Origin of the sequence: Rhodoferax sp. (assembly GCF_028688795.1) — a bacterium.
Lineage (GTDB): Bacteria > Pseudomonadota > Gammaproteobacteria > Burkholderiales > Burkholderiaceae_C > Rhodoferax.
Genome location: NZ_JAQTXM010000006.1, coordinates 19,009 through 37,616, shown reverse-complemented (window position 1 = coordinate 37,616; position 18,608 = coordinate 19,009). Strand labels below are relative to the sequence as shown.

At 59.8% G+C, this 18,608-nt stretch carries 12 protein-coding genes and 1 riboswitch; of the genes, 4 read left to right on the top strand and 8 right to left on the bottom strand.

Going from position 1 to position 18,608, the window contains the following annotated elements:
* Positions 1–152: 152 nt before the first annotated feature.
* A complete protein-coding gene (amt, locus tag PHQ58_RS06285; RefSeq protein ID WP_300108543.1) occupies positions 153–1,709 on the bottom strand; it encodes an ammonium transporter in 1,557 nt (518 codons plus the stop codon).
* A gap of 29 nt (positions 1,710–1,738) precedes the next feature.
* Positions 1,739–2,077 carry a P-II family nitrogen regulator gene (glnK, locus tag PHQ58_RS06280; RefSeq protein WP_300108540.1) on the bottom strand — a complete coding sequence of 113 codons (339 nt, stop codon included), beginning with the start codon at positions 2,075–2,077 and terminating at the stop codon, positions 1,739–1,741.
* 197 nt (positions 2,078–2,274) lie between these two features.
* Here glnK and PHQ58_RS06275 point away from each other — a divergent pair, with 197 nt between their 5' ends.
* Positions 2,275–3,813: a YifB family Mg chelatase-like AAA ATPase gene (locus PHQ58_RS06275; RefSeq protein ID WP_300108537.1), complete on the top strand. Its 1,539-nt coding sequence runs from the start codon at positions 2,275–2,277 to the stop codon at positions 3,811–3,813.
* A 2-nt stretch (positions 3,814–3,815) separates the two neighbouring features.
* Positions 3,816–5,057: an MFS transporter gene (locus PHQ58_RS06270; protein WP_300108535.1), complete on the top strand. Its 1,242-nt coding sequence runs from the start codon at positions 3,816–3,818 to the stop codon at positions 5,055–5,057.
* A gap of 66 nt (positions 5,058–5,123) precedes the next feature.
* Here the strand turns inward: PHQ58_RS06270 and PHQ58_RS06265 are convergent, their stop codons facing one another.
* Entirely contained in the window at positions 5,124–5,576 is a 453-nt protein-coding gene (locus tag PHQ58_RS06265) for a hypothetical protein (protein WP_300108533.1), read from the bottom strand.
* 8 nt (positions 5,577–5,584) lie between these two features.
* A complete protein-coding gene (metH, locus tag PHQ58_RS06260; protein ID WP_300108530.1) occupies positions 5,585–8,350 on the bottom strand; it encodes a methionine synthase in 2,766 nt (921 codons plus the stop codon).
* Between the two features lie 24 nt (positions 8,351–8,374).
* Positions 8,375–8,445, bottom strand: a riboswitch (S-adenosyl-L-homocysteine riboswitch).
* A gap of 164 nt (positions 8,446–8,609) precedes the next feature.
* On the opposite strand from metH, the gene PHQ58_RS06255 reads away from it, so the two are divergent.
* Positions 8,610–10,841: an NADP-dependent isocitrate dehydrogenase gene (locus PHQ58_RS06255; protein WP_300108527.1), complete on the top strand. Its 2,232-nt coding sequence runs from the start codon at positions 8,610–8,612 to the stop codon at positions 10,839–10,841.
* Between the two features lie 83 nt (positions 10,842–10,924).
* Here the strand turns inward: PHQ58_RS06255 and PHQ58_RS06250 are convergent, their stop codons facing one another.
* Positions 10,925–12,016 (bottom strand): calcium/sodium antiporter, encoded by a 1,092-nt coding sequence (locus tag PHQ58_RS06250; protein ID WP_300108524.1) that lies wholly within the window; start codon positions 12,014–12,016, stop codon positions 10,925–10,927.
* A 37-nt stretch (positions 12,017–12,053) separates the two neighbouring features.
* On the bottom strand, positions 12,054–13,100 hold the full coding sequence (locus PHQ58_RS06245; RefSeq protein ID WP_300108521.1) for a homocysteine S-methyltransferase family protein: 1,047 nt from the start codon (positions 13,098–13,100) through the stop codon (positions 12,054–12,056).
* 161 nt (positions 13,101–13,261) lie between these two features.
* Between PHQ58_RS06245 and recQ the strand changes: the two genes are divergently transcribed.
* Positions 13,262–15,142: a DNA helicase RecQ gene (gene recQ / locus PHQ58_RS06240; RefSeq protein ID WP_300108519.1), complete on the top strand. Its 1,881-nt coding sequence runs from the start codon at positions 13,262–13,264 to the stop codon at positions 15,140–15,142.
* Between the two features lie 165 nt (positions 15,143–15,307).
* On the opposite strand, the gene PHQ58_RS06235 is transcribed toward recQ, so the two are convergent.
* Both PHQ58_RS06235 and PHQ58_RS06230 read right to left on the bottom strand, forming a co-directional pair.
* A complete protein-coding gene (locus PHQ58_RS06235; protein WP_300108517.1) occupies positions 15,308–16,849 on the bottom strand; it encodes a methyl-accepting chemotaxis protein in 1,542 nt (513 codons plus the stop codon).
* A 57-nt stretch (positions 16,850–16,906) separates the two neighbouring features.
* Positions 16,907–18,526, bottom strand: a complete 1,620-nt coding sequence (locus tag PHQ58_RS06230) for a methyl-accepting chemotaxis protein (RefSeq protein ID WP_300108514.1) — start codon at positions 18,524–18,526, stop codon at positions 16,907–16,909.
* Positions 18,527–18,608: the final 82 nt, after the last annotated feature.

The window sequence follows — 18,608 nt, the reverse complement described above, 5'->3', positions numbered from 1 at the left end:
TTCATTCCAAAATGTGGCGCATGAATTGACCTCTGAGGTGGCGCGCATTAGACAAAAAAGCCCACCGCAGCCGGGGCTGGGTGGGCTAAGTCTCAAGGCAAACGTCTTGATTTTAGGCTGCAAGCTCTTGGCGCCAGCAGCCGAACTGTCTCTTAACGACCGTAAGCCGTCTCGCCGTGTGAGGTGACATCCAGACCTTCGCGTTCGGCTTCTTCGCTGACACGCAGACCAATGGTCAGGTCAACAATCTTGTAGGCCACGAAGGACACCACGCCAGACCAGATCACGGTGGTCAGCACCGCCTTGGTCTGAATCCACACTTGGGCTGCGATGGAGTAGTCAGCCTGTGTCACCATGGTGGCTGTCACCCAGTCAGCTACGTAGCCAGGGCCGCCGAGGGCTGGGCTGTTGAACACGCCAGTCAGGATGGCGCCCAAAATGCCGCAGACGCCATGCACACCGAACACGTCCAGCGAGTCGTCAGCACCTAGCAGTTTCTTCAGGCCATTCACGCCCCACAAGCCAGCAAAGCCGGACAGGAAACCGATGATCAGCGCACCACCGATGCCGACGTTGCCAGCCGCTGGTGTGATGGCTACCAAGCCAGCCACGCAACCTGATGCAGCACCCAGCATCGACGCCTTGCCCTTCATCAGCGCTTCTCCGATGCACCATGCCAGCACCGCAGCTGCCGTGGCACCAAAGGTGTTGATGAAGGCCAGGGCGGCAAAGCCGTTGGCTTCCAGCGCAGAACCGGCGTTGAAGCCAAACCAGCCGACCCACAGCAGGGATGCACCGACCATGGTCAAGGTCAGGCTGTGAGGTGCCATGGACTCCTTGCCGTAGCCAATGCGCTTGCCCACCATGTAAGCACCTACCAAGCCAGCCACAGCCGCGTTGATGTGCACCACCGTGCCGCCAGCAAAGTCCAGTGCGCCGGATTGCCAGATGTAACCGGCCTTGGCGTTCATGGCATCGACCACGTCTTTGGCGCCGTAAGCGTCAGGGCCCATCCAGAACCACACCATGTGGGCAATTGGGGCGTAGCTGAATGTGAACCACAGCACCATGAACATCAGCACGGCAGAGAACTTCATGCGCTCGGCAAAGGCGCCGACGATCAGTGCACCGGTGATGCCGGCAAACGTGGCCTGGAACGCGGCAAACACGATTTCAGGAATGACCACACCCTTGCTGAAGGTGGCAGCGTTGGCAAACGTGCCTGCGGCGTTGTCCCAGATGCCCTTCATGAAGAGCCTGTCGAACCCGCCAAAGAACGCATTACCCTCGGTGAACGCCAGGCTGTAGCCGTAAACGAACCACAGCACCACGATCATCGAGAAGGTGACCATGACCTGCATCAGCACTGACAGCATGTTCTTGCTGCGGACCAGGCCGCCATAGAACAGCGCCAGGCCAGGCACCGTCATCAGAATCACCAACAGGGTGGAGACCATCATCCAGGATGTGTCGCCCTTGTTGGGAACGGGTGCCGGGGCAGCGGCTGCTTCGGCGGGTGCCGCTGCAGCGGGTGCTACAGCGGGTGCAGCTGCATCGGCAGGTTTGGCTTCAGCCATGGCGGCAGTCGCTGGTGCAGATGCCGTAGCCACCGCTTCCGATGCGGCGGGTGCTGCAGGGGTTTGGGCGATTGCCGCGCCGCCAATAAGCAGACTCAAACCTAGAGTGAGGGTTGCGAGTAATTTTTTCATGGTGATGTTCTCGTATCTGGGTTGACGGGTTACAGCGCCTCTTTGCCGGTTTCTCCGGTACGGATGCGGATGACCTGCTCGACCGGCGTGACAAAAATCTTGCCGTCGCCAATCTTTCCGGTGCGTGCCGCGCCTTCAATGGCCTCGATCACCTGGTCGACCAGCGCATCATCGATGGCGGCCTCGACCTTGACCTTGGGTAAAAAGTCGACCACGTATTCCGCGCCGCGGTACAGCTCGGTGTGGCCTTTTTGACGCCCGAAGCCCTTGACTTCAGTGACGGTGATTCCTTGCACGCCGATGCTTGAGAGCGCTTCGCGCACCTCATCGAGCTTGAAGGGTTTGATGATGGCAGTAACAAGTTTCATGCGAACTCCTAGAGCGGTAAAGATGGTCTGGTCCAAGCGTTTTGGGTTGACGCAGGCTACTAAGCAGGGTTCGTGCCAAACTTTTTGGCTGATGTATCCCGGGCTAAAACGACCTGCGTGGCTAGCACTGCGCTAAGATGTCTGTATAAATAACCAGTAAGCACCAACATGGTGCGCTTTTATTGTGAGGAAAGCCCATGAGTCTGTCTTTGGTGCAAAGCCGAGCCCTGCTGGGGCTTGATGCTGCTGCGGTCACCGTTGAGGTGCACCTTGCCAATGGGTTGCCCAGCTTTACGCTCGTAGGTTTGGCTGATGTGGAAGTGAAAGAGGCACGTGAGCGGGTGCGCTCGGCCATTCAAAACTCGGGCCTGGAGTTTCCCAACAACAAACGCATCACCGTGAACCTGGCGCCAGCCGATTTGCCGAAAGATTCAGGCCGCTTTGACTTGCCGATTGCCTTGGGCATTCTGGCGGCCAGTGGGCAAATTGATGGCGCACGGCTGGCGGGTTATGAATTTGCAGGTGAGTTGTCGCTGTCTGGTGAGTTGCGCGCCGTTCGCGGAGCGCTGGCCATGAGCCTGGCACTGCACGCTGGCCATGTGGTGACGCAATTGGTGTTGCCTCCTGGCAGCGCAGAAGAAGCGGCCCTGATTCCTGACGCACAGGTGTACCGTGCCCACCATTTGCTCGATGTGGTGCAGCACTTCTTGCCTGTTGGCACAGAGGCCGCTGCCGCCGAGCCGGGCCCTGGCTGGAGCCGGGTGGTTGCCAATCTGCAGGGCAAGCAGGCGTGTTACCCCGACATGGCTGATGTCAAAGGTCAGTTGGGTGCCAAACGGGCGCTTGAGATTGCGGCCGCTGGTGGCCACAGCTTGTTGCTGATGGGCCCGCCGGGGGCCGGCAAGTCCATGCTGGCGCAGCGTTTTGCCGGGCTGCTGCCTGCCATGACGGTTGAAGAGGCGCTGCAAAGCGCGGCGGTGGCCAGCCTGGGTGGGCGCTTTTCGCTTGACCAGTGGGCGCAGCGGCCTACCTGTCACCCGCATCACACGGCCAGCGCAGTGGCGCTGGTGGGTGGTGGCTCACCGCCGCGCCCTGGTGAAATCTCCCTGGCTCATAACGGCGTGCTGTTTTTAGACGAATTGCCCGAGTTCCCCCGCGCCGCGCTGGAGGCCTTGCGCGAGCCACTTGAAACGGGCCACATCACCATTTCGCGCGCCGCGCGGCGCGCTGATTTCCCGGCGCGCTTTCAGTTGATCGCCGCCATGAACCCTTGTCCCTGCGGTTATTTGGGCTCGGTGCAAAAAACCTGCCGCTGCACGCCCGACCAAGTGTCGCGCTACCAGGGCAAGCTCAGCGGCCCACTGATTGACCGCATTGATTTGCATGTGGAAGTGCCAGCGGTGAACACCAACGAGTTGATGAACGCACCGCCTGGTGAGCCCACTGCGGCCATCCAGGCGCGCTGCACAGCCGCCCGCCAGCGAGCGATTGAGCGTCAGGGTGTGGCGAACCAGGCCTTACAGGGCCAGGAGCTTGACCAGCACCTGCTGCTCGATGCCGCCGCCGCCAAGTTCCTCAATGTGGCCGCCGCGCGTCTGGGTTGGTCGGCACGCAGCACCCACCGCGCACTGAAAGTGGCGCGCACCATTGCCGACCTGGCCGGTGCCCATAGCACGCAAGTTACTCACGTGGCAGAAGCCATGCAGTACCGGCGGGCGCTTAAAGCGGCGTTGTAAGCATGGCGCCAAGCACGGTGTACAGCCCGCGCCTGGTGTGGCGCCTGTCATTGGCGCAACTGATCAGCTGGGGCAGCATCTTTTATATGTTCTCGCTGGTCTTGGAGCCGCTGGAGCGCGACCTGGGCTTGAGCCGGGCCGAGGTTTCGTTGGCCTTTAGCCTGGGCTTGCTGGCCGAGGGCCTGATGGCTTACCCGGTCGGGCGCTGGATTGACCAGGGCCATGAGCGGCTAGTCATGACCGGGGGCTCGCTGCTGGCGGGCCTGTGCCTGGCCCTGCACAGTCAGGTGACTGGTTTGGCTGGCTTGTATGTGGTCTGGTTGGGGCTGGGCGCGGCGATGGCCGCGGTTCTTTATTCGCCCGCGTTTGCATTGGTGACACGGCGCTTTCCGCATGACTTTCGCCGCGCCATCATCACCTTGACATTTTTGGGTGGGCTGGCCAGTACGGTTTTTATTCCACTCACCTCCAGCTTGATCAATAGTTTGGGTTGGCGCCAGACCCTGCTCTGTCTGGCGCTGCTGCATTGGCTGGTGTGCGCGCCGCTGCACGCCCTGACACTCAAAGGTGCGCCGGCGTATCCTGTGCCAAAAAACCGCGCCGGGGCCGGGGCGTCAGCAAATGCGCAGGCTGGCCAGGCCAGATCGGCGGCGTTGCGGCAGTTGGTGCGAACTGCCCCTTTTCTGTGGGTTGGCGTGTTCACGGTCACGATGATGTCGGTCACCGTGGCCATTCCCGCCCACATGGTGAGCTTGCTGCGTGAGAACCATCTGCCAGAAACTTGGGTGATTGCTCTGCCCGCCGCCATTGGTCTGGCGCAGGTGCTGGGGCGCCTGCTGTTGTATTTGTTTGAGCACCATGCCGATCTGCATGTGGTGAACCGCCTGATTCCCATGCTGATTCCGCTCGGGGTGCTGGTGTTGCTGCTAGCGCCTTTCACGGGCGCATGGCAGGTGGCGGTGGTGGGTTTGTTTGTGGCGGTTTATGGCCTGGGAAATGGCATGCTCACCATCGTGAAAGGCACCGCCATGGCGCAGTACGTGAGCCGTGATCATGTGGCCAGTTTGAACGGCGCTCTGGGCGTGCCACTGGCGCTGGCCAGGGCAGCGGCACCGCTGTTGCTGGGGGTGATGTGGTCGCCACAGGTCGGCTACCGCCACGGTTTGTGGCTGCTGCTGGCCTTGAGTGTGCTGGGCGTGTTGGCTTTGGCGCTGGCACAACGGCACCCGGTCCGCGACGTCTGAGCCACGAGCTGACGGATGGTGCGATCAACCTCGCCACCGGGTCAGCGTGGCAAGGGTTGCTGTGGTTCAGGGGGTATGAGACGTGCCCAGTGCGGGCGGCTTCAAAACCGCCGGCTCGGGTTGGCGTGGCAAGACGGGCCTAGGCTTCGCGGTGATCTCAATGGCCTGACTTGTTTCAGAATTAATAGCTTCTTGCGCTTTATTTGTAAGGGCTGGAGCCCTATTTTGTTCTATAACTTTTGGACTGGCCGATTCGGCTGAGGTCGCCGTCGCGGGGCCCGCAACGGCAGATGCCGCAGGTGTGGCGGACCTTGCATCGGTGGCGGGTGGGCTGGTGCTGGCCACTGAAGCCGGCTGGGGTAGCACGGCCATGCGGGGCTCAATCGGTTGGCTTTGGATGCGGATCAGCGCGGCACCCATGGCCAGCACCACCACAACCAGCACCAGGGTGGCGGCCCACAGCGTTTTGCTGCCGCCCGATGAGGGGGTCTGGGCTGGGATGTGGGTTGGGTCTCTCATGATACGGCTCACAAGTTAGGTGCCAGCAAGCGCTGCAGATCGCGCTCGTTCATGCCGCGCCGCGCCGCCAAGTCCTTGAGCTGGTCGTCGCCAATCTTGCCGACACTGAAATAGGTGGCTTCAGGGTGGCCCAGGTAGAAGCCGCTGACACTGGCCGCGGGGTTCATGGCCAGGCTCTCGGTCAGCGTCATGCCGATGTCTTCGCACTGCAACAGGGCAAACATGTCTTTTTTCACGCTGTGGTCGGGACAGGCCGGGTAGCCGGGGGCCGGGCGGATGCCCTGGTATTTTTCGGCGATCAGGTCTTTGGTGGGCAGTGCTTCATCAGGCACATAGCCCCACAAATCGGCGCGCAGCTTTTTGTGCAGACATTCGGCAAAAGCCTCAGCCAGCCGGTCCGCCAGGGACTTGAACAGGATGGCACTGTAGTCGTCATGCGCCGCCAGAAACTGCGCTTCCTTCTTCTCGCTGCCAATGCCGGCAGTCACGGCAAAGACACCCACATAGTCCTGGGTTTTCGACTTCGGCGCCACAAAATCAGCCAGGCAGCGACTCGGGCGCATCACGCCATCGATCTCTTCCTTGGCGGCTTGCTGGCGCAGGCCAAACCAGGTCATGGCCGCGGTGCTGCGGGTTTCGTCGGTATACAACTCAATGTCGTCGTCGTTGACGGTGTTGGCCGGGTAAATGCCCAGCACGCCGTTGGCGGTGAGCCAGCGGCCTTCAATGATTTTCTTCAGCAAGGCCTGGCCGTCGGCAAACACCTTTTTGGCCTCGACACCGACCACCTCGTCGTCCAGAATCGCCGGAAACGGCCCAGCCAAATCCCAAGTTTGGAAGAACGGGCCCCAGTCGATGTATTGCGCAATCTCGGCCAGGTCAAAGTTCTTGAAGACGCGTTTGCCAATGAACTTCGGCTGGGTGGGCTGGTAACTGGCCCAGTCGATCGGCGTCTTGTTGGCCCTCGCCTTGGCCAGCGGCCACAGCGGCGTGACCTTTTTGTTGGCATGTTGCTGGCGCACACGTTCGTAGTCGGTGTTGAGCTCGGCCACAAAGCCGTTGACCCCCTCGCCCAGCAGGCTTTGCGCCACGCCTACGCTGCGGGACGCGTCGGGCACGTAAACCACCGGCCCCTCGTAATGCGGCGAAATTTTGACGGCGGTGTGCACCCGGCTGGTGGTGGCGCCACCAATCAGCAGAGGGATTTTTTTGATGCGAAAGTAATCGTCTTTCTGCATTTCGGCGGCCACATATTGCATTTCTTCCAGGCTCGGCGTGATCAGGCCCGACAGGCCAATGATGTCTGCGCCCTCGGCCTTGGCGCGCGCCAGAATCTCGTGGCAGGGCACCATCACACCCATGTTGACCACGTCAAAGTTGTTGCACTGCAAGACCACGGTGACGATGTTTTTGCCAATGTCATGCACGTCGCCCTTCACGGTGGCGATGATGATCTTGCCCTTGGTGGCCACGTCACGCCCGGCCGCTTCGTCGCGCAGCTTTTCTTCTTCAATGTACGGAATCAAATGCGCCACAGCCGACTTCATCACGCGGGCACTCTTGACAACCTGCGGCAAAAACATTTTGCCCTGACCAAACAGGTCACCCACGATGCTCATGCCAGCCATCAGCGGGCCTTCAATCACATGCAGCGGACGGCCACCTTTGGCGATGATGGCTTGGTAGGCTTCTTCGGTGTCTGGCACGATGAAATCGGTGATGCCGTGCACCATGGCGTGGCTCAGGCGCTGCTCAACCGTCACCGGATGCTCGGGTGTGCCGCGCCATACCAGCTTTTTCGATTCATCTTTGGCGCCGCTCTTGGCGCTGTCGGCAATCTCCACCAGCCGCTCACCAGCGTCGGGGCGGCGGTTTAGCACCACGTCTTCCACCCGTTCGCGCAACTCGGGCTCCAGGTCGTCATAGACCCCCACCATGCCGGCGTTGACGATGCCCATGTCCATGCCGGCTTGAATCGCGTGGTACAGGAATACGGTGTGAATCGCCTCACGCACCGGATCGTTGCCGCGGAAAGAAAAACTCACGTTGCTCACACCGCCGCTGACCTTGGCCCCTGGCAGATTGGCCTTGATCCAACGCGTGGCGTTGATGAAATCGACCGCGTAGTTGTTGTGCTCTTCGATGCCGGTGGCAATGGCGAAGATGTTGGGGTCAAAAATGATGTCTTCCGGCGGAAAGCCCACCTCGTCAACCAGGATGCGATATGCGCGCTCGCAGATTTGAACCTTGCGCTCATAGGTGTCGGCCTGGCCTTGCTCGTCAAATGCCATCACCACGGCGGCAGCGCCGTAGCGGCGCAGCAGCTTGGCCTGGTGTTTGAAAGCGTCCACGCCTTCTTTCATGCTGATCGAGTTCACCACGGGCTTGCCTTGCACGCAGCGCAGACCGGCCTCAATGACACTCCATTTGCTGGAGTCAATCATGATTGGAACCCTTGATATATCTGGCTCTGATGCTATCAAATTCAGAAACTTCACCATGGCCGCCTGGCTGTCGAGCATGGCCTCGTCCATGTTGATGTCGATGATTTGTGCGCCGTTTTCCACCTGCTGGCGCGCCACGCTCAGGGCTTGGTCAAACTCACCGTTCAAGATCATCCGGGCAAATGCCTTGGAGCCGGTCACATTGGTGCGCTCGCCAATGTTGACAAACGATGCGCTGGGCGCAGCGCCGTCTTGCGTGGGCGACAGTGTGCCGATAGTGACTGGCTCCAGGCCAGACAACTTCATGGGGGGAACAATCATTTCAGACATGCAACTCACCTGTAAACATCAAAAATCAGGTGAGCGTCGTTGCGAATATCCAAGCCTGACAGGCTGTTTGGCCCGCTGCAACGCTCCTTGGAGAGCCCTGATTTTAGGTGCTTTGGTGGGCACGTCTTGGCAAGTCGGTTGATTTTGTGGATCAAGGTAATGTCACATTATGAAAAGTCAATCTACGATAAGGTTCGCGCAAGCGATTCCTTTTATAGTAATGGGCGAATTCAACCCACCAAGAAACAAGAGGACACACATGGCCAATTCAAAAATCATCTACACGCTCACCGACGAAGCCCCGCTGCTGGCCACGTGCTCATTTCTGCCCGTGGTGCGCACCTTCACCGCGCCAGCTGGCATTGACATCGAAAAAACCGACATTTCTGTATCGGCCCGCATCCTGGCCGAGTTTCCCGAGTTTCTGACCGCCGAACAAAAGGTGCCTAACACCTTGGCAGAGCTGGGTCGCCTGACCCTGCTGCCAGACACCAACATCATCAAGCTGCCTAACATCAGTGCCTCATTGCCGCAACTCACCGCAGCCATCAAGGAATTGCAGGCGCGCGGCTTCAAAATCCCAGATTTCCCTGAAGCGCCCAAGACTGACGAAGAAAAAGCCCTCAAGACGCGTTATTCCAAGTGCTTGGGCAGTTCCGTGAACCCAGTGTTGCGCGAAGGCAACTCAGACCGGCGCGCCCCCAATGCCGTGAAAAACTATGCCCGCAAAAACCCGCACAGCATGGGCAAGTGGAGCATGGCGTCGCGCACCCACGTGGCGCACATGACCAAGGGTGACTTCTACCACGGTGAAAAATCGCTGACGCTGGACAAGGCGCGTGATGTGCGCATGGAACTGGTCGGCAAAAGCGGCAAGACCACCGTGCTCAAACCCCTGACCAAACTGCTCGCCGGCGAAATCATCGACAGCATGTTCATGAGCAAAAAGGCGCTGTGCGAATTCTATGAAGAGCAACTCGAAGATGCCCGCCAAACTGGCGTGATGTTCTCGTTACACGTCAAGGCAACCATGATGAAGGTGTCGCACCCCATCGTCTTTGGGCACTGCGTCCGTATTTTTTACAAGGAAGCGTTTGAGAAACACGCCAAGCTGTTTGAAGACCTGGGCGTCAATGTCAACAACGGCATGGCCAACCTGTACGACAAGATTGCCACGCTGCCAGAGTCCTTGCGCGAAGAAATCGAGCGCGACTTGCACGCCTGCCACGAGCACCGCCCAGAGTTGGCCATGGTCGACTCGGCCAAGGGCATTACCAACTTTCACTCGCCCAGCGATGTGATCGTGGACGCCTCCATGCCCGCCATGATCCGCATCGGCGGCAAGATGTGGGGCGCCGATGGCCGTCCGAAAGACACCAAGGCCGTGATGCCTGAGAGCACCTTTGCCCGCATCTACCAGGAGATGATCAACTTCTGCAAGACCAATGGCAACTTTGACCCGGTCACCATGGGTACTGTGCCCAACGTCGGCTTGATGGCGCAGCAGGCCGAAGAATACGGCTCGCATGACAAAACCTTTGAGGTCGCTGAAGACGGTGCCGCCAACATTGTTGACATCGCCACAGGTGAGGTGCTTTTGAGTCAAAACGTTGAAGAAGGTGACATCTGGCGCATGTGCCAGGTCAAGGACGCACCGATTCGCGATTGGGTCAAATTGGCCGTCACTCGTGCCCGCAACTCCGGTATGCCCGCCATTTTTTGGTTGGACCCATACCGTGCGCATGAAAACGAGCTGATCAAAAAGGTCGAGTTGTACCTGAAAGATCACGACACCACGGGTCTGGAAATTCAGCACATGTCGCAAGTGCGCGCCATGCGCTACACGCTGGAGCGCGTCATCCGCGGCATGGACACCATTTCGGTCACCGGCAACATCCTGCGCGACTACCTGACCGACCTGTTCCCGATCATGGAACTCGGCACCAGCGCCAAGATGCTGTCGATCGTGCCCTTGATGGCCGGTGGCGGCATGTACGAAACCGGTGCCGGTGGCTCAGCACCCAAACACGTCAAGCAATTGGTGGAAGAAAACCACTTGCGCTGGGACTCATTGGGCGAATTTTTGGCGCTGGCCGTGTCGCTGGAAGATTTGGGCCTGAAAACCGGCAACAAAAAAGCCACGATTCTGGCCAAAACGCTGGATGCGGCCACCGGCAAGCTGCTGGACAACCGCAAGTCACCATCCACCCGCACTGGCGAACTTGACAACCGTGGCAGCCAGTACTACCTGTCGATGTATTGGGCGCAAGAGTTGGCCGCACAGACGGATGACAAAGAGCTGCAAGCGCATTTCGCGCCACTGGCCAAAGCATTGACCGACAACGAGGCGCAAATCACGTCTGAGTTCAAGGCGGTGCAGGGCAAGCCGGCGGACATTGGCGGCTACTACCTGGCGGATGCCGCCAAGGTCAAGGCCGTGATGCGCCCCAGCCCCACGTTCAATGCGGCACTGAAAGCCGCACGACTCTGACCAAGGCGGGCCCCCACGCGGCCCGCTTGACCACCATGTGCCTCGTCACTGCAAGTGCAGTGGCGGGGCATTTTCACGTTGCGTCAGGGGCTGGTGGCCACCGGCTTGCGAAGCCCCACGGCCACCAGCGTGATCACGGTCAGCGGCAACACAAAACTCAGCATGGCGCCTGAAAACGCCGCCAGTGCGTCATGCTTTTGCGCGGCCAGCACCAGATACGCCACATAGGCTACGTAATAGCCCAAAAATACGGCGCCTTCCCAGCGGGCAATTTCCCGCCCAGTCATGAACACCGGCACGCAGGCCAGCGCCACCACACTCATCACCCACAAGTCGAAGTTGATGGCAGAGGCAGGTACATCCAGGCCAGGGCTGCCGGTGGCCGCGCCCACCACGCTGGCAATGCCCAAACTGCCCAAGATGTTGAAGGTGTTGCTGCCCACCACATTGCCCACGGCAATGTCGCGTTCACCCTTGATGGCAGCCATGACCGAGGTGGCGACTTCGGGCATGGAAGTGCCTGCGGCCACTATGGTCAGCCCAATCACCAGGTCACTCACACCCAGGGATTTGGCAAACACCACCGAAGCCTGCACCAGCCAATCCGAGCCCAGCACCAGCAGCGCCAGGCCCACGGCAATCAACAGCAGCTGTGCTGGCATGCGGTTCAACCAGCCGCCTTTTGCAGCGGGGACAAATTCACCCGCATATTCGTCTTGTGCGGCCTGCCCCTGGCGCCGCGACTGCCACACCAGAAAGCTGGTGTAAACCACCATCAGACTTAGCAAAACTACGCCATCTGACAGCCCCAAGCGCCCGTCAAACGAAAACAACAACAGCAGCAAACTGGCACCCAGCATGATCGGCACCTCTTGCCGGATGAGCTGAATGTTGACGATCAGCGGGGTGATCAGCGCGGAAATTCCCAGAATGAACAGCACGTTGAAGATGTTGCTGCCAATCGCATTACCCAGCGCCAGATCGGTCTTGCCCTCAAGTACCGCACCAATGCCCACTGCCACCTCGGGTGCGCTGGTGCCAAACGACACCACGGTAAGGCCCACCACCAGTGGTGAAATGCCCAGTGACAGCGCCAGTTTTGAGGCGCCTCGCACCAGCAGTTCCGCACCCAGAATTAGGGCCAACAGGCCAGCGACAAACATCAGCAGCGTCATGCGGAGTCACCTGTTGCGGCTTAACTGAAGCTTGGCTTCAGGCGGCTTCCTTGTAAAACACATTCTTTTGCAACACACGCCCCGGCAGCGGCGCCACTTTGTCGTGAATCGCGCCAATGTGCTCAGGCGTTGTGCCGCAACAGCCGCCCACGATGTTGACCAGGCCCTCGGCGGCAAATTCACCCACCAGGCGGCTGGTGACATCAGGCGTTTCGTCAAAACCGGTGTCGCTCATCGGGTTGGGCAGGCCAGCATTGGGGTAGCAGCTGATGAAGGTGTCAGGGGCCGCCTTGGCCAGTTCCTGGATGTACGGGCGCATCAGTGCGGCGCCCAAAGCACAGTTCAGGCCCACTGCCAGGGGCTGCGCATGGCGCACGCTGTGCCAGAACGCGGTGACGGTCTGGCCGCTCAGAATGCGCCCGGACGCATCGGTGACGGTGCCGCTGATGATGATGGGAAGTCGTTCACCTGACGCCTCAAAAAATTCGTCAATGGCAAAAAGTGCCGCCTTAGCGTTGAGCGTGTCAAAAATGGTTTCCACCAGTAGCGCGTCCACACCGCCTTGCACCAGCGCGTCCACCTGTTCGTAGTAGGCGGCGCGAAGCTGCTCGAAAGTGATGTTGCGCGCACCAGGGTCATTCACATCGGGGCTAATGCTGGCGGTCTTGGGCGTGGGGCCTAACGCGCCCAGTGCAAAACGCGGTTTGTCAGGGGTGGAATACTTGTCGCAGGCCGCTCGGGCCAACTTGGCGGAAGCCAGGTTCATCTCAAACGCCAGGTCCGCCATGTCGTAATCGGCCTGTGCCACGGTGGTGGCGCCAAAGGTATTGGTCTCGATCATGTCGGCCCCGGCCGCCAAATAGCGCTCATGAATGTCGCTGATGACGTCCGGGCGGGTCAGGCTCAGCAGCTCGTTGTTGCCCTTGATGTCTTTGTGGAAGTCTTTGAAACGCTCACCCCGGTATTGCGACTCGTCCAGCTTGAAACGCTGGATCATGGTGCCCATGGCACCGTCAAGCACCATGATGCGTTTTTGCAAAATCTCGGGCAGCGCTTGGCCGCGGGTGTAGGTCAGGGTTTTCATAGCAGGGTATTGTAGAAAGCCAGGGATGTGCCCGGTGCTGGTGGGACAATACAAGACGCCTTGCCGTGCCCGTCTGGCCGTGCTCTCAATTTATAAGCATTTTAAGCCTCTAGCCCTTGTAGAATAAGCGCAAGCAGCTATAAATACAGTAGTAAAACACCTTGTCGATCGAATCCATTCTTCAAACCGTTTTTGGCTATGCAAGTTTTCGCGGGCCGCAGCACGACATCATTGAGCACGTCACGGGCGGTGGTGATGCGTTGGTGCTGATGCCCACCGGCGGCGGCAAAAGCCTGTGCTACCAGATTCCGGCCATTGCCAGGCAGCAAGCCGGGCAGGGCATCACGGTGGTGATTTCGCCGCTGATTGCGCTGATGCATGACCAAGTGGGCGCTTTGCATGAGGCCGGTGTGAGCGCTGCGTTTTTGAATTCCACCCTAAGCATGCAGGAAGCGTCAGACACCGAGCGACGCCTGGTGCAAGGCAACATCACCTTGCTCTACGCCGCGCCCGAACGCATCAACACGTCGCGCTTTTTGGCGCAGCTTGATTCGCTTTACGAGCGCGGGGCCTTGAGCTTGTTTGCCATCGACGAGGCGCATTGCGTGAGCCAGTGGGGCCATGATTTCCGGCCGGAGTACCGTGCCTTGACGGTGCTGCACGAGCGCTACGCCAAAGTGCCGCGCATTGCGCTCACCGCCACGGCCGATGCCTTGACGCGTGCCGACATCATTGAACGCCTGCAACTGGAAGACGCACGGCTGTTTGTCAGCAGCTTTGACCGCCCCAATATTCGGTACACCATTGTCGAAAAACGCGACGCCACCCAGCAACTGCTGCGCTTTATACGCAGCGAACACATGGGCGACGCCGGCATTGTGTATTGCCAGTCGCGCAAGCGGGTCGAAGACATTGCCAACCTGCTGTGTGACGAAGGCATTGCCGCCTTGCCGTACCACGCCGGGCTCGACTCAAAAGTGCGCCAAGCCAACCAGGATCAGTTTTTGCGGACCGAAGGTGTGGTGATGGTGGCAACAATCGCCTTTGGCATGGGCATAGACAAGCCCGACGTGCGTTTTGTGGCGCACCTGGACATGCCCAAAAACATCGAGGGCTACTACCAGGAAACCGGCCGTGCCGGGCGCGACGGCCAAGCTGCTGATGCCTGGATGTGTTACGGCCTGCAAGACGTGGTGAACCAGCGCCGCATGATTGACGAGAGCCCGGCGGCTGAGGAATTCAAGCAAGGCTTGCGTGGCAAGCTTGAAGCCTTGCTGGGTCTGGCCGAAGCCACCGACTGCCGCCGAGTGCGCTTGCTGGCGTATTTTGATGAGGCCAGCACACCCTGCGGCAATTGCGACAATTGCCTGCAGCCGCCCGATGTGTGGGACGCCACTGATGCCGCACGCAAGCTGCTGTCCACCATCTACCGCGTGCAGCAAATGAGCGGCTTCAGTTTTGGCTCCGGTCATGTGATGGACATCTTGCGTGGCAAAACCACCGACAAAATCACGCAATATGGCCATGCCAGCGTCAGCACCTTTGGCATTGGTGCCGATTTGTCTGAGACGCAGTGGCGCGCTGTGCTGCGCCAGCTGATTGCCATCAGCGCGGTGGCGGTTGATGCTCAGGCGTTCAACACCCTGAAACTCACCGATGCGTCGCGCGCCGTGCTCAAGGGTGACGTGCCGGTGCGCTTGCGGGTGTCACTGGCGCAGCCGGCTGAGCGCAAGTCGCGCCGTGGCAGCGCCACCACCAGTGCCGCACCCAAAGCCCCGGTGGACTTGGACACGGCGGGTCAAACCCGTTTTGCAGCGCTGAAAGCCTGGCGCTTTGACGTGGCCAAAGCCCACAACTTGCCCGCCTACGTGATTTTTCATGACGCCACGCTGGCCGCCATTGCGCAGAATGCGCCGCAGTCGCTGGACGATTTGCAAGGCATCAGCGGCATCGGCGCACGCAAACTTGAAGCCTATGGCGCCGCCGTGCTGGCCGTGGTTACCGGTGGCATGGGTGTCGCGTATGGCAACCCCGACGCATGAACTGCGCGCACGCTACAGCCTGAAAATCACCAAGCCGATTGCACAGCATCGTTCTTTGGCGTGACATGGCCGATTTGGTTGTGCGCTGATTTTATATGCTTTTTATGGCTCTAGTCCTTGTTGTGAAAGCGTTAGCAGCTATTGATTAAGTAGCGTTTTGGGTATTTAAAACGCATGCTGGTCGCCCGCGCCGAGCTTGAACAACGCCACGGTTTGCACCAGGTCATCTGCCTGGGTTTTCAGGCTGGCTGCGGCAGCCGCCATTTCTTCCACCATGGCTGCATTTTGCTGGGTGGTCTGGTCCATTTGTGCCAAGGCCTCGCCCACCTGAGACACGCCCAGGCTTTGCTCGGTGCTGGCGGCGCTGATTTCGCCCATGATGTCGGTCACCCGCTTGATGGCACTTACCACCTCGTCCATGGTGCTGCCCGCCCGGTCCACCAGTGCACTGCCTTGCTCGACCCGTTCGACGCTGGTGTTGATGAGGGCCTTGATTTCTTTGGCGGCCTCTGCGCTGCGTCCGGCTAGAGAGCGCACCTCACTGGCCACCACCGCAAAACCACGGCCTTGCTCACCCGCACGAGCGGCTTCCACGGCGGCATTCAGGGCCAAAATGTTGGTCTGGAACGCAATGCCATCAATGACGCTGATGATGTCGGAAATCTTGCGCGAGGCTTCGTTGATGCCTTTCATGGTGTCGACCACCTGGGCCACCACGGCACCCCCTTGCTCTGCCACCAGGCTGGCGCTCATTGCCAACTGGTTCGCCTGGCGGGCGTGGTCGGCGTTTTGCTTTACCGTGTCGTTCAGCTGTTCCATGCTGGCCGTGGTCTGCTCCAGCGCTGCGGCCTGGCTCTCGGTGCGTGAGGACAGGTCGGCGTCGCCCTTGGCAATTTCTGCGCTGGCCGTGGCAATGCCGCTTGCGGAATCGCGCACCTCAGTGACCAGTTTCTTCAGCGCAACGTCCATCTCTGTCATCACGCCCATCAAGCTGTCTTCGCCGCCCTGGTTGTGCAGGTTGATGCTGAGGTTGCCCTTGGCAATGGCGTGCAGGGCGATGCGGGCGTCGGCCGGGTCACCGCCAAGCTCTCGGCGCAAGGTGGTCCGCATGTGCAGGCTCAGCACCACGGAGGCCAGCACCGCCACCAGCGCCAGGCCCACGGCCAGCGCAATCGTGGTGCTGATGGTGTGCGTCACGCGCTGGTAGGTGGTTTGGGATGCCTGGCTGGCCACCTTGCCCTGGCTCAGCAACTCGGCCTTGAGCGCACGCCAGGCCGGTGTTTCTTCCTTGTTGATGACGTCTTTGGCATCTGCGTTGGCCGCCACCAGCGCCAGCACTTTGTCTTGCGCCTGGGCCTGCTTGGCCCGCAAGGGCGCCAATTTGGCCAAGGGTGCGTCAAGCGCGCCGCCCTTGGCGCTTTGCTGGGCGCGGGCATAGGCCTTGTCGTAGTCGACTTGCGCCGCCTTCAGGTTGTCGAACGCTTTGGGGTTTTGTGGGTCCAGCAAGATGTTGCGCATAGCCTGGCCCATTTGCAGGCCTTGGGCATACATGTCGGTCAGTGACCGCTCGACCGCTTGTTCGGTGTTGATATAGCGGTCAAATTCCCGTTGGGCACTCATCAGGGCGCCAATGCTGGTGACCAGCCCGATGATAAAAAGCACCGATGGGATGACCCCAAATGCAGCGATGCGGGAACTGAACTTCATGCGATTCTCCAATCAGGCGTCTTAAAATTCTACGCCTGTAGCCCGCTTTGATTCAGATCAATACAGGCGGCGTGGCACGGCAGATGTGCTGGGCAGCGCCTGGCTGTGTTGGGCATCAGCCGCCCCGAGCTTGAATACGGCCACCACCTGCACCAGTTCATGCGCCTGAGTCTTCAGGCTGCTGGCAGCCGCAGCCATTTGCTCGACCAGCGCGGCGTTTTGCTGTGTCACATGGTCCATTTGCGTCACGGCTTCACCCACCTGGCTGACGCCCAGGCTTTGCTCGGTACTTGCGGCGCTGATTTCGCCCATGATGTCAGTCACCCGGCGGATGCTGCTGACCACGTCAGCCATGGTTGCGCCGGCTTGGTCAACCAGTGCGCTGCCCTGCTCAACCCGCGTCACACTGTCGCCAATCAGCGCCTTGATTTCCTTGGCCGCATCGGCACTACGCCCGGCCAGTGACCGCACCTCGCTGGCGACCACAGCAAAACCGCGGCCCTGCTCGCCAGCACGTGCCGCTTCTACCGCAGCGTTCAGCGCCAGGATGTTGGTCTGAAAGGCAATGCCGTCAATCACGCCAATGATGTCGGCAATCTTGCGCGAACTCGCATTGATGCCTTTCATGGTGTCCACCACTTGCGCTACCACCTCGCCGCCACGCACGGCCACCGTGCTGGCGTTCATGGCCAGTTGATTGGCCTGCAGCGCGCTGTCAGCGTTTTGCTTGACGGTGGCGCTGAGTTGCTCCATGGAGGCCGCGGTCTCTTCTAGGGCGCTGGCCTGGTTTTCGGTGCGAGCCGACAGGTCGTTGTTGCCCTGCGCGATCTCGGCGCTGGCCGTGGCCACACCTTCGGAGCCCTGGCGAACCTCGTGAACGATCAGCGCAAACTTGTCGCGCATTTGCGCAATGGCGTTGAGCAAGCTGGGCTCTGCAGGGTGCTTGAGCGCAATCTCTACCGACAAATCACCTTCAGCCATCCGTTGTGTGATGGCGGCTGCATCAGCGGGCTCGCCGCCGAGTTGTTTAAGAATGCTGCGTGAAATCAGTACCCCAATGGCCAGCAGGGCGCCAATTAACAGCAGCGCACCGACGGCAAAACTGATGGCCCGGCTGACCACCGCAGCATCTACGGTGTCCACATACACACCCGAACCAATAATCCAGCCCCAAGGCGTAAACCCTTTAACGTAAGAGATTTTGGCAACAGGTGTGGTGCTGCCCGGTTTGGGCCACAAGTAAGGCACAAAGCCTTCGCCCCGGGCTTTAACCACCGCGACAAAGTCGTTGTAGAGCAGCTTGCCCGATGCGTCCTTGAATCCCGATAAATCCTGCCCGTTCAACTCTGGTTTGATGGGGTGCATCACCATGGCGGGTTGCATGTCATTGACCCAGAAATACTCGCTACCGCTGTAGCGCAGTGTCTTTATGGCAGCCAGTGCATCCAGTTTGGCCTGTGCTTCAGGCATTTTTCCCTGCGCGACCTGCGTTTGATAGTGCGTCAGCAGACCGTGGGCCAGCTCCACGGTTTGGCGCACACCGCTCTGGCGCTCAGCCAAGATCAGGGCACGCTCTGACCACAGAAATACCGTTGCCAGAATGACGATGCCCAGCACGGCACTTGACACCAGAAACCCTAAACGACGTGCCACGGGCATGGTGGAGAAATTAAACATGTTGATCACCTTCGCTCAATTTATTTGAGCTGCAAATCAGTATGCCTCAAACCAATTCGGGATTTTTGAGCGCCCGCGGCTT

Excerpts from the sequence above, each read along its gene's own strand:
- amt (WP_300108543.1), bottom strand. The coding sequence starts at position 1,709 with ATGAAAAAATTACTCGCAACCCTCACTCTAGGTTTGAGTCTGCTTATT.
- glnK (WP_300108540.1), bottom strand. The coding sequence starts at position 2,077 with ATGAAACTTGTTACTGCCATCATCAAACCCTTCAAGCTCGATGAGGTG.
- PHQ58_RS06275 (WP_300108537.1), top strand. The coding sequence starts at position 2,275 with ATGAGTCTGTCTTTGGTGCAAAGCCGAGCCCTGCTGGGGCTTGATGCT.
- PHQ58_RS06270 (WP_300108535.1), top strand. The coding sequence starts at position 3,816 with ATGGCGCCAAGCACGGTGTACAGCCCGCGCCTGGTGTGGCGCCTGTCA.
- PHQ58_RS06265 (WP_300108533.1), bottom strand. The coding sequence starts at position 5,576 with ATGAGAGACCCAACCCACATCCCAGCCCAGACCCCCTCATCGGGCGGC.
- metH (WP_300108530.1), bottom strand. The coding sequence starts at position 8,350 with ATGTCTGAAATGATTGTTCCCCCCATGAAGTTGTCTGGCCTGGAGCCA.
- PHQ58_RS06255 (WP_300108527.1), top strand. The coding sequence starts at position 8,610 with ATGGCCAATTCAAAAATCATCTACACGCTCACCGACGAAGCCCCGCTG.
- PHQ58_RS06250 (WP_300108524.1), bottom strand. The coding sequence starts at position 12,016 with ATGACGCTGCTGATGTTTGTCGCTGGCCTGTTGGCCCTAATTCTGGGT.
- PHQ58_RS06245 (WP_300108521.1), bottom strand. The coding sequence starts at position 13,100 with ATGAAAACCCTGACCTACACCCGCGGCCAAGCGCTGCCCGAGATTTTG.
- PHQ58_RS06235 (WP_300108517.1), bottom strand. The coding sequence starts at position 16,849 with ATGAAGTTCAGTTCCCGCATCGCTGCATTTGGGGTCATCCCATCGGTG.
- PHQ58_RS06230 (WP_300108514.1), bottom strand. The coding sequence starts at position 18,526 with ATGTTTAATTTCTCCACCATGCCCGTGGCACGTCGTTTAGGGTTTCTG.